The 12,120-nt window shown below is 61.1% G+C and carries 6 protein-coding genes; all 6 read right to left on the bottom strand.

The features are described from left to right. Positions 1 to 173: 173 nt before the first annotated feature. Entirely contained in the window at positions 174 to 1,592 is a 1,419-nt protein-coding gene (locus AC3WQN_RS09375; protein ID WP_103401292.1) for an FAD-dependent oxidoreductase, read from the bottom strand. A 33-nt stretch (positions 1,593 to 1,625) separates the two neighbouring features. Continuing rightward, entirely contained in the window at positions 1,626 to 6,071 is a 4,446-nt protein-coding gene (gene gltB / locus AC3WQN_RS09370) for a glutamate synthase large subunit (RefSeq protein WP_103401293.1), read from the bottom strand. A 615-nt stretch (positions 6,072 to 6,686) separates the two neighbouring features. Next, a complete protein-coding gene (locus tag AC3WQN_RS09365; RefSeq protein WP_103401294.1) occupies positions 6,687 to 8,276 on the bottom strand; it encodes an SPOR domain-containing protein in 1,590 nt (529 codons plus the stop codon). 10 nt (positions 8,277 to 8,286) lie between these two features. Beyond that, on the bottom strand, positions 8,287 to 9,387 hold the full coding sequence (aroB, locus tag AC3WQN_RS09360) for a 3-dehydroquinate synthase (RefSeq protein WP_103401295.1): 1,101 nt from the start codon (positions 9,385 to 9,387) through the stop codon (positions 8,287 to 8,289). A 148-nt stretch (positions 9,388 to 9,535) separates the two neighbouring features. Further along, positions 9,536 to 10,054 (bottom strand): shikimate kinase AroK, encoded by a 519-nt coding sequence (aroK, locus tag AC3WQN_RS09355; RefSeq protein ID WP_095078024.1) that lies wholly within the window; start codon positions 10,052 to 10,054, stop codon positions 9,536 to 9,538. Positions 10,055 to 10,058: 4 nt separating this feature from the next. Beyond that, positions 10,059 to 12,110: a type IV pilus secretin PilQ gene (locus AC3WQN_RS09350; protein WP_103401296.1), complete on the bottom strand. Its 2,052-nt coding sequence runs from the start codon at positions 12,108 to 12,110 to the stop codon at positions 10,059 to 10,061. Positions 12,111 to 12,120: the final 10 nt, after the last annotated feature.

The following is a 12,120-nucleotide window of genomic DNA, read 5'->3' as shown; positions in this document are numbered from 1 at the left end:
ACTGGCTAGAGTCAGATGCTGGCTTTTAGTCCCACCACCCCTACAAGTCTAAACATACAAGCGGGCTTGCTCGCGAATGCGGTGTGTCAGACAACAAAACTGTCGACTGACACTCCCTCTTCGCGAGCAAGCCCGCTCCCACATTTGGACCGCATTCCATTTCTGGAAAGTGGCTACACCCCCAGGTAATCCAGGATCCCTTCGGCGGCATTGCGGCCTTCGAAGATTGCCGTTACCACCAGGTCAGAACCGCGAACCATGTCGCCACCGGCGAAGATTTTCGGGTTGCTGGTCTGGTGCTTGAACTTGCCTTGTTCCGGGGCTACGACACGGCCCTGGCTGTCGGTCTGGATGCTGAACGGCTCGAACCACGGCGCCGGGCTTGGACGGAAACCAAAAGCGATGACCACGGCGTCGGCCGGGATGATCTCTTCGGAGCCCGGGATCGGCTCGGGGCTGCGACGGCCACGGGCGTCCGGCTCGCCGAGACGGGTCTCGACCACCTTCACGCCTTCGACCTTGTCTTCACCGACAATGGCGATCGGCTGGCGGTTGTAGAGGAACTTCACGCCTTCTTCCTTGGCGTTCTTCACCTCTTTGCGCGAGCCCGGCATGTTCGCTTCGTCACGACGATAGGCGCAGGTCACCGACTTGGCGCCCTGGCGGATCGAGGTCCGGTTGCAGTCCATCGCCGTGTCGCCACCACCGAGGACCACGACCTTCTTGCCCTTCATGTCGACGAAATCTTCCGGCGACTTTTCAAAGCCCAGGTTGCGGTTGACGTTGGCAATCAGGAAGTCCAGGGCGTCATACACGCCTGGCAGATCCTCACCGGCAAAGCCACCTTTCATGTAGGTGTAGGTGCCCATGCCCATGAACACCGCATCGTATTCCTCGAGTAACTGCTCGATGGTCACGTCCTTGCCCACTTCGGTGTTCAGGCGGAACTCGATGCCCATGCCGGTGAAGACTTCGCGGCGATTGCTCAGCACGGTCTTTTCCAGCTTGAACTCCGGGATACCGAAGGTCAGCAGACCGCCGATTTCCGGGTTCTTGTCGAACACCACCGGGGTCACGCCACCGCGCACCAGCACGTCGGCACAGCCCAGGCCCGCAGGGCCCGCACCGATCACCGCCACACGCTTGCCGGTCGGCTTGACCTTGGACATGTCCGGGCGCCAGCCCATGGCGAACGCGGTGTCGGTGATGTACTTCTCCACCGAACCGATGGTCACCGCGCCGAAGCCGTCGTTAAGGGTGCAAGCACCCTCGCACAGACGGTCCTGCGGGCACACCCGGCCGCAGACTTCCGGCAGGGTGTTGGTCTGGTGCGACAGTTCGGCGGCGGCGAGGATATTGCCCTCGGCCACCAGCTTCAGCCAGTTGGGAATGAAGTTGTGCACCGGGCACTTCCATTCGCAATACGGGTTACCGCAACCCAGGCAGCGGTGGGCCTGGTCGGCCGACTGCTGGGGTTTGAACGGTTCGTAGATTTCCACGAACTCTTTCTTGCGTTGACGCAACAGTTTCTTCTTCGGATCCTTGCGCCCGACCTCGATGAACTGGAAGTCATTATTCAGACGTTCAGCCATTGTTAAAACCTCATCAAACTCTTCAGGCGCATATCACTGCGGGTTGGCACGGGTGCTGGAAAGCAACGATTTCAGGTTGGCAGCCTTGGGCTTGACCAGCCAGAAACGACGCACATAGTCATCAAGGTTTTCAGCGAGGTTACGGCCCCATTCGCTGTCGGTTTCCTCGACGTATTCATTCAGCACGCGTTGCAAGTGGCTGCGGTAGGCTTCCATCGCCTCGCCGCTGATCCGCTGGATTTCCACCAGTTCGTGGTTGACCCGGTCAACGAAGCTGTTGTCCTGATCGAGCACGTAGGCGAAACCGCCGGTCATGCCTGAACCGAAGTTGTAACCGGTCTTGCCCAGTACACAGACGAAACCACCGGTCATGTATTCGCAGCAGTGATCGCCCGTGCCTTCCACTACGGTGTGGGCACCGGAGTTACGCACGGCGAAACGCTCGCCTGCGGTCCCGGCGGCGAACAGCTTGCCGCCGGTGGCGCCGTACAGGCAGGTGTTGCCGATAATGGCGCTGTCCTGAGTCTTGTAGACGCTACCCTTGGGCGGCACGATGACCAGCTTGCCGCCGGTCATGCCTTTGCCGACGTAGTCGTTGGCGTCGCCTTCCAGGTACATATTCAGGCCGCCGGCGTTCCACACACCGAAGCTCTGGCCAGCGGTGCCTTTGAAACGGAAGGTGATCGGCGCCTTAGCCATGCCCTGGTTGCCGTGTTTGCGCGCGATTTCACCGGAGATCCGCGCGCCGATGGAACGGTCGCAGTTGCAGATATCCAGGGCGAAGTCGGCACCGCTCAGGTCGTTGATCGCCGAAGTGGCCAGGTCGACCATTTTCTCGGCCAGCAGGCCTTTGTCGAACGGCGGGTTGCGGTCCACTTCGCAGAACTGTGGCTTGTCTGCCGGGATGTGATCGCTGCCCAGCAACGGGGTCAGGTCCAGGTGGTTCTGCTTGGCGGTCTGCCCTTCGAGGATTTCCAGCAGGTCGGTGCGGCCGATCAGCTCTTCGAGGGAACGCACGCCCAGCTTGGCCAGCCACTCACGGGTTTCTTCGGCGACGTAGGTGAAGAAGTTCACCACCATGTCGACCGTACCGATGTAGTGGTCCTTGCGCAGCTTCTCGTTCTGGGTCGCCACGCCGGTGGCGCAGTTGTTCAGGTGGCAGATGCGCAGGTATTTGCAGCCCAGGGCGATCATCGGCGCGGTGCCGAAACCGAAGCTTTCAGCGCCAAGGATGGCCGCCTTGATCACGTCGAGGCCGGTTTTCAGGCCGCCGTCGGTCTGCACCCGGACCTTGCCGCGCAGGTCGTTGCCGCGCAGGGTCTGGTGGGTTTCCGCCAGGCCGAGTTCCCACGGGGCGCCGGCGTACTTGATCGAGGTCAGCGGCGATGCACCGGTGCCGCCGTCGTAGCCGGAGATGGTGATCAGGTCGGCATAGGCCTTGGCCACGCCGGCAGCGATGGTGCCCACGCCCGCTTCGGCAACCAGTTTCACCGAGACCAGCGCCTTCGGGTTGACTTGCTTGAGGTCGAAAATCAGCTGCGACAAGTCTTCGATCGAGTAGATGTCGTGGTGCGGCGGCGGCGAGATCAGGGTCACGCCCGGCACCGCATAACGCAGCTTGGCGATCAGACCGTTGACCTTGCCGCCTGGCAACTGGCCCCCTTCGCCGGGCTTGGCACCCTGGGCGACCTTGATCTGCAGCACTTCAGCGTTGACCAGGTACTCCGGGGTCACACCGAAGCGGCCGGTTGCCACCTGCTTGATTTTCGAGCTCTTGATGGTGCCGTAGCGCGCTGGGTCTTCGCCGCCTTCGCCGGAGTTGGAACGCGCACCCAGGCGGTTCATGGCTTCGGCCAGGGCTTCGTGAGCTTCCGGCGACAGGGCGCCCAGGGAGATACCGGCGGAGTCGAAGCGCTTGAGCACCGATTCCAGCGGTTCGATCTCGCTGATGTCCAGCGGCGTGTCCAGGGTCTTGACCTTGAACAGGTCGCGGATCATCGACACCGGACGGTTGTCCACCAGCGCCGTGTATTCCTTGAACTTGCTGTAGTCACCCTGCTGCACAGCGGCTTGCAGGGTGTTGACCACGTCCGGGTTGTACGCGTGATATTCGCCACCGTGGACGAACTTCAGCAGACCGCCCTGCTGGATTGGCTTGCGCGGGCTCCAGGCTTCGGCAGCCAGGGCCTTTTGCTCGGCTTCGATGTCGACGAAGCGCGCACCCTTGATGCGGCTCGGCACGCCACGGAAGCTCAGATCGCACACTTCCTCGGACAGGCCGATGGCTTCGAACAACTGAGCACCGCGATACGAGGCGATGGTCGAGATGCCCATCTTCGACAGGATCTTCAGCAGGCCCTTGGTGATGCCTTTGCGGTAGTTCTTGAACACCTCATAGAGGTCGCCCAGTACTTCACCGGTGCGGATCAGGTCGCCCAGCACTTCGTAGGCCAGGAACGGATAGACCGCCGAGGCGCCGAAACCGATCAGCACCGCGAAGTGGTGCGGATCACGAGCGGTGGCGGTCTCGACCAGGATGTTGGAGTCGCAGCGCAGGCCTTTTTCGGTCAGGCGGTGGTGTACCGCGCCGGTGGCGAGCGAAGCGTGGATCGGCAACTTGCCCGGGGCGATGTGGCGGTCACTCAGCACGATCTGGGTGCGACCGGCACGCACGGCTTCTTCAGCCTGATCGGCGACATTGCGCACGGCGGCTTCAAGGCCCATGGCCTCGTCGTAGTTGAGGTCGATGACCTGGCGTTCGAAGCCCGGGCGATCCAGGTTCATCAGCGAGCGCCACTTGGCCGGGGAAATGACCGGCGAGCTGAGGATCACGCGCGAGGCGTGTTCCGGCGACTCCTGGAAGATATTGCGCTCGGCACCGAGGCAGATTTCCAGCGACATGACGATGGCTTCGCGCAGCGGGTCGATCGGCGGGTTGGTCACCTGCGCGAACTGCTGGCGGAAATAGTCGTACGGCGTGCGCACACGCTGGGACAGCACGGCCATCGGCGTGTCGTCGCCCATGGAGCCGACCGCTTCGTAGCCCTGCTCGCCCAATGGACGCAGCACCTGGTCACGCTCTTCGAAGGTGACCTGGTACATCTTCATGTACTGCTTGAGCTGGTCGACGTCGTAGAAGGCCGAACCGTGGTCGTTGTCTTCCATGGTCGCCTGGATGCGCAGGGCATTCTTGCGCAGCCATTGCTTGTAGGGATGACGGGACTTCAAACGGTTGTCGATGGCATCGGTGTCGAGGATCTGACCGGTTTCGGTGTCCACGGCAAAGATCTGGCCAGGTCCCACGCGGCCCTTGGCGATCACGTCTTCAGGCTGGTAGTTCCAGACACCGATTTCCGAGGCCAGGGTGATAAAGCCATTCTTGGTGGTGACCCAACGCGCCGGACGCAGACCGTTACGGTCGAGCAGGCACACCGCGTAGCGACCATCGGTCATGACCACGCCGGCCGGGCCGTCCCACGGCTCCATGTGCATCGAGTTGTATTCGTAGAACGCCCGCAGGTCCGGGTCCATGGTCTCGACGTTCTGCCACGCAGGCGGAATGATCATGCGCACGCCACGGAACAGGTCGATGCCACCGGTGACCATCAGCTCCAGCATGTTGTCCATGCTCGAGGAGTCGGAGCCCACGCGGTTGACCAGCGGGCCGAGCTCTTCCAGGTCCATCAGGTCGTTGGTGAACTTGGTGCGACGGGCCTGGGCCCAGTTGCGGTTGCCGGTGATGGTGTTGATCTCGCCGTTGTGCGCCAGGAAGCGGAACGGTTGAGCCAGCGGCCATTTCGGCAGGGTGTTGGTGGAGAAGCGCTGGTGGAACACGCAAATCGCGGTTTGCAGGCGCTGGTCGCTCAGGTCTGGATAGAAGGCGGTCAGATCCGCCGGCATCATCAGGCCTTTGTAGATAATGGTCTTGTGGGAAAAGCTGCAGATGTAGTGGTCGGTGTCGGCGGCGTTGGCCACGGACGAGCGACGACGGGAGCTGAACAGCTTGATCGCCATGTCCTGATCGCTCAGGCCATCACCGGCGATGAACACCTGTTCGATCTGCGGCAAACGCTCCAGGGCCAGGCGGCCAAGGACGCTGGTGTCGATTGGCACTTTACGCCAGCCGATCAGTTGCAGGCCTTCAGCCAGGATCTCGCGGTTCATGTTCTCGCGAGCAGCTTCGGCTTTGACCGGATCCTGGTTGAAGAAGACCATGCCCACTGCATATTGCTTGGGCAGTTCCACACCGAAGGTTTCCTGGGCGATGGCACGCAGGAACACATCCGGTTTCTGAATCAGCAGACCGCAACCGTCACCGGTCTTGCCGTCGGCGTTGATCCCACCGCGGTGGGTCATGCAGGTCAGGGCCTCGATGGCCGTTTGCAAAAGGGTATGACTGGGTTCGCCCTGCATATGGGCTATCAGGCCGAAACCGCAGTTATCCTTGAATTCATCGGGTTGGTACAGACCTGCTTTCATAGACACTTTCTCACCAGGCTGCCTCTTACAGAGACAAATTTCTTTTTAATTCAACCGCTTACCTTCCGCGCCGAACGTACGCCAGCTTTGCGGGGGCAAAAGGGAGGTCATTGTACACACCGACACAGAGGCTCACAAATTTGACGACGAAATGTCGCAAATCTATGTCGCATTTATGAAAGGTTTAAAGCGATATGCTGTGCTAGTCAAAACATTTTTGATGTTGACCGCAACGACCCAAAGACTACCGTGACGCAGACACCACAAGGCACGCGGCCCAGGGTCTGTTGGCGCTTGCTGACGAACCGCGTTGCGATGCCAACGTGGGCGAGGCAAGGCGCGGGATGCCGCCAATGGTTGTTCCCTTGGCAAATCCCGCAACGCAGCCTCGCCCACGTTGGCACGCAACCCGAAGGGACGCGACCCATTTGGCGCTGGGCGGCGTTGCTCGGAACTTATTTGGAACAACCAAACTGCGTTCCTCGCGCCTTGCCCAGCGCCAAATGGGTCTGCGTCGCGGTCGTCAGCAAGCGCCAACAGACCCTGTAGGGCTGCGCGCACTTGTAGAAATTTTGAGGTGCTTGGAGAGGCGGCCTGGGTAAGGCCGCCGAATCTTCAGCGAGTTGTTGCCAGTTCCTGTTGGACGCTGGCGACAGTGCGAGGCCAAGGTTTACCAGCCTGAACCTTCGCTGGCAAGGCCTTGATAGCGGTAACAGCTGCATCGCGGTTGGCGAAGCTGCCGTAAGTGATGACGTAAAGCGGCTTGCCGTTGAGCACTTTCTTGAAATAGCGGTACTGGCCGCCCTGCTCTTTGACGAAGTTCTGCGCCGTGGCTTCCGAGCTGGTGCCCAGGATCTGTACGACGTAGCTGCCCGGAGCCTGACCGGCATACCAACTGCCACCGGATGTCGCCTTGGCGACAGTGGCTGGCTTCTCGGCCGGCTTGGCTACTGGAGCAGGCTTGGCCACTGGAGCCGGTTTGGCCACAGGAGCAGGTGCAGGCTTGGCGGTAGCAACCTGGACAGGCGCTGGCTTGGCAACAGGTGCTGGAGCCGGGGTCGGTGCAGGACCGGCTGAAATGCCGGCCGGTGGTGCAATGGTGGTCACGGTCGGCGGAACAGCGCTGGAACCTTCGAGCGGCACACCGTCGTCGCCTTCGGTGATGCCACCGGCCTCTTCAGCCAACGGCCCCCGCATTACCGGCTGGGATTGCCCGACCAGCGGCAGCGGCATCGGCTGGGTGTTGCCGGCGAACTCGACCGCCGGAGCGCCGCCGTTCGGTGTTGGAGCGCCCTGGCCGAGCGGCAGTTGCGCCTGCTCGTTGGCAGGTGCGCCGGTGGTTGGTGTCTTGCTGCGACCCGGCATCAACCAGGCAGCGGCCACCGCAACCACGACAACGGCGGAAATTGCCAATACGTGTTTCTTCGGCATGTTGAACCCCATACTTGGACGCTTGACCGCTGAGCGGCTAGCAATCATGGCTTCGATCATCGCATCGCGGGCAACCTGGTTGATGTTTCCAGGCCAGCCGTCGGAGCTTTCGTGAATCTCAGAGATCTGATTGGCGGAGAAAAGTTCGATTCCCTGACCGGCACCCTCAAGGCGCTGAGCCAGGTATTCGCGAGTTTCCTCCTCGGCATACGGTTGCAACTCGATGACGTGGAAGCGCTCTTCCTCGCCCGTCAACGACTCAAGCCCGGCGATCAGCGACGGCTCACCGAACAGGAACACATGCGGGCGCCCCTCAGGCGCACCGGCCGCCAGGGCCAGCAACGCTTCAAGCGCCGACTCGTCGAGCTGCTCGGCGTCGTCCACCAGCAGATAGACTTCCTGGCCGGTCAGGGCGAGTTGCACCACCTGCTTGAGGATCGCACCGACTTCAGCCTGCGCGATTTCCAGCGACTGGGCCACCTGACGCAACACACCGGCCGCATCACCGGCACCGCGGGCGGAGACCACCACGCTCTGTACCGTCTGCTTGTTGGTGCTGGCAACCAGCGCCTGGCGCAACAGGGTCTTGCCGCTGCCTTGCGGCCCGGTGACCACCAGCAACAGCTGGCTGTAACGGGCCAGGTGATGCAGTTGCCCCAGCACGGGCTTGCGCTGGGCAGGGAAAAACTTGAAACCGGGAACCCGTGGAGCAAAAGGGTCATGGTTCAACTGGTAGTGGCCTAGAAACGCCTCGTCGGCATGCAAACTGGTCATGGGGATCTTATTAACCTTTAAGCTGAGCCAGGGCGCGGTAATCCGCTCCCAGCGTGGCCTGTAAAACCTCTTTCGGATAATCGTCGGTCACTACGGCTTCGCCCATACGGCGCAACAACACCAGCCGCAAACGGCCGTCGATTACTTTCTTGTCTATTGCCATGTGTTCGAGAAAATCGGCAGGGGTCATCTCTTCTGGCGGGATGACCGGCAACCCGGCACGCTGGAACAGGCGAATACCGCGATCGCGCTCCTGGGGTGTGATCCAGCCCAGGCGCGACGACATCTCCAGCGCCATTACCGTGCCCGCAGCCACCGCTTCGCCATGTAGCCAGACACCATAGCCCATGTGGGTTTCGATAGCGTGACCGAAGGTGTGACCCAGGTTGAGAGTGGCCCGCACACCGGACTCACGCTCATCGGCGCCAACCACCGCAGCCTTGGCCGCGCAGGAGCGCTCGATGGCGTAGGTCAGCGCGCCCTGGTCGAGGGCGCGCAGGCGGTCGACGTTGTCTTCGAGCCAGGTAAGGAACGGCTCATCGCAGATCAACCCGTACTTGATGACTTCGGCCAGGCCGGCAGACAGCTCGCGGGCCGGCAAGGTGTTGAGGGTGGCGGTATCGATCAGCACCACGTTCGGCTGATAGAAAGCGCCCACCATGTTTTTGCCCAGCGGATGGTTGATCCCGGTCTTGCCGCCTACCGAGGAGTCGACTTGCGACAGCAAGGTGGTCGGTATCTGGATGAAATCGACACCACGCTGGTAACAGGCGGCGGCAAAACCGGCCATGTCTCCAATCACGCCGCCGCCCAGAGCGATCACGGTGGTGCGCCGGTCATGGCGTGCGGTGAGCAGGCCATCGAAAATGGTTTGCAGGGTTTCCCAGGTCTTGAAGGCTTCGCCATCGGGCAACACCACCGAAATGACGGAAAACTGTGCCAGGCTGCGGGTCAGACGCTCCAGATACAGTGGCGCAACGGTCTCGTTGGAGATGATTGCCACTTGCCGCCCAGCGATATGCGGCGCCAGCAACTCGGGCTGGTCCAGCAACCCTTCGCCAATATGGATCGGGTAGCTACGCTCGCCTAAATCGACCTTAAGTGTCTGCATGTGTCCCCACAATGAAGTTGGAATCAGGTGCCCTGCCTTTTGTTATCGATTGGCAACACCTGATTGAATGACGTTGCCCACCCGCCTTGCGCCACACCCCGAAGCCGTCATGACGCGAGGCCGAGGATAGCGCATTTCGCGCCGAGGATTAACGGGGAGGAAGCTGCTGCAAGCGCTCCAGAATGTCTAGGACAACCATCCGCGGTGGCCGCTCATCGGTTTCCACCACCAGGTCGGCGATTTCCCGATACAGCGGATCGCGCAGCGTCAGCAGATCGCGCAGGGTCTTGGCCGGATCGGCGGTGCGCAGCAACGGACGATTGCGATCGCGCGAAGTGCGCCCGACCTGCTGCTCGACCGACGCATGCAAATACACCACGCGCCCGCCGGCGTGCAGTGCACGACGATTGGCTTCGCGCATGACCGCGCCACCACCCGTCGCCAGCACCACGCCGTCGAGCGCGCACAATTCGGCGATCATCGCCTGCTCGCGGTCACGAAAGCCGGGTTCGCCTTCTTTGTCGAAGATCCACGGGATATTGGCACCCGTGCGCAATTCAATTTCCTTATCGGAATCCTTGAACGGCAGGCGCAACTCTTTGGCCAACAAGCGACCGATGGTGCTTTTACCAGCACCCATCGGCCCAACAAGAATCAAATTTCGCACAGAATCAATGACTCACAGCAATCGCCTGGTTATTCATGATACGCGGAGTGAGAAATACCAGCAGCTCGGATTTTTTCTCCGACACCACGTCACGCCTGAAAAGGCGGCCAAGATACGGCACATCACCGAGAAATGGCACTTTATCTACGACCTTGCTCTGAGTATTTGAGAAAACCCCACCGATAACGATGGTTTCGCCATCGGTCACCAGCACATTGGCATTGACCTCGTTCTTCTTGATCGGCGGTACATCCTGCACCTTGTTCAGGTAATCCGGCTCGTCCTTGGTGACCTTGACCGCCATGATGATGCGGTTGTCGGGGGTGATCTGCGGCGTCACCTCCAAAGACAGCGAGGCCTCCTTGAACGACACCGAGGTCGCGCCACTGGAACTGGCCTCCTGGTAGGGAATTTCCGTACCCTTGAGGATCTTCGCAGTCTCCTTGTCGGAGGTCACCACTTTGGGTTGCGAGACAATCTCCCCATTGCCGGTCTTCTCCATGGCCGTCAGCTCAAGGTCCAGCAACAGGTTATCGGTGATGTAGGCAATACCGATTCCCGACGTATGGCCAGCCACCCCCATGTCGACGAACGGTGAATTGGTGCTGGCGCTTCTGCCCAAGGCCCCCTCCTTCGCGCTGCCAACTCCCGAAGCATTCCAGTTGCCACTACGCACTGAACCACCCCAGCGCACACCCAGGCTCTTGTCGTAATCGACGTTGGCCTCGACGATGCGTGCCTCGATCATCACCTGACGCACCGGAATATCCAGTTGCGCGACGATCCGCCTCAGTTCTTCCAGGCGCTCCTGGGTCTGGTAGGCGATGATGTTGTTGGTGCGCTCATCGACAGTAATCGAGCCGCGCTCATCGCGCTTGGCCTCGCCACTGGTCACCGACTGGAACAATTTGGCGATGTCCACCGCCTTGGCGTAGTTGACCTGCAACAATTCCCGGCGTAGCGGTGCCAGTTCGGCGATCTGCTTTAGCGACTCCAGTTCCTGGCGTTCGCGGGCGGCGATCTCGTCCGCCGGGGCGACCAGCAGGACGTTGCCAAGCTTGCGCTGGTCCAGCCCCTTGGTCTTGAGCACCAGGTCCAGCGCCTGGTCCCAAGGCACGTTTTGCAAGCGCAAGGTGATGCCACCCTGCACCGTGTCACTGGCCACCAGGTTGAGATTGGTGAAATCGGCGATCAACTGCAGCACTGAACGTACATCAATGTCCTGAAAATTCAGCGATAGCTTTTCACCGCTGTAGGCAGAGCGCTCGACATTGCGCTTTTGCAGATCCTCAACGACCATCGGCCGGACACTGACGGTCAGCTTGTTGTCGGTTTGAAAAGTCGAGTAGTCGAAGGCGCCACTGGGCTCAATGCTGATGCTGGCCTTGTCGGCGGACGCACTGGCATTGACGTATTGCACCGGGGTGGCGAAATCCTTGACGTCCAAACGAACCCGCAACCGCTCGGGCAAGCGGGTCCTGGCGAAACTGAGGATGATCTTGCCGTCGCGCTCCTGGATATCCGGGCTGATCCCTCGATCCGACAAGTCGATGACAACGTTGCCCTCACCCTGCTCTCCACGCTGGAAGTCCACACCGCGAATGGCCTTGCCCGCGTAGTCGGCACTTCCGGAGGGCTGCGCGACCTTGGCTGGGCTTGCCTTGCGAGCAACGGCAGCCGCCTGCCCGACCACCACGAACAAGGCATTGCCTTCGACCCGCGTACTGTAGGGCGCCAACTGCGCCAGGTTGATCACCAGTCGTGCTCGATCCTTGACCTCGACCACCGTGGCGCTGCGCACGTTTGCACCGCCCAGGTCACGGTGCTTGCTGGCCAAGTGAGTGGTCACCCCCGGCAAATCGAGGGCAATTCGCGCGGGTTTATCCGTGGTGTAGCCATGAGGTTCCGGGGGCGGCCCGTCGAAAACCAGCTTCAGCTCGACGCGATCACCCGGTAGCGCGGCGACATCCAGCGCGTTGAGCCTGGCCGCAGACACCCCCGGAGAAAGCAGCGCTATCCCTAGCGACAGTCCGAGGATTGAAAGAGTCCTGTTCATGATTCGGGTT

Source organism: Pseudomonas sp. FW300-N1A1, assembly GCF_058789115.1.
This window is presented reverse-complemented; position numbering and strand designations above follow the sequence as displayed.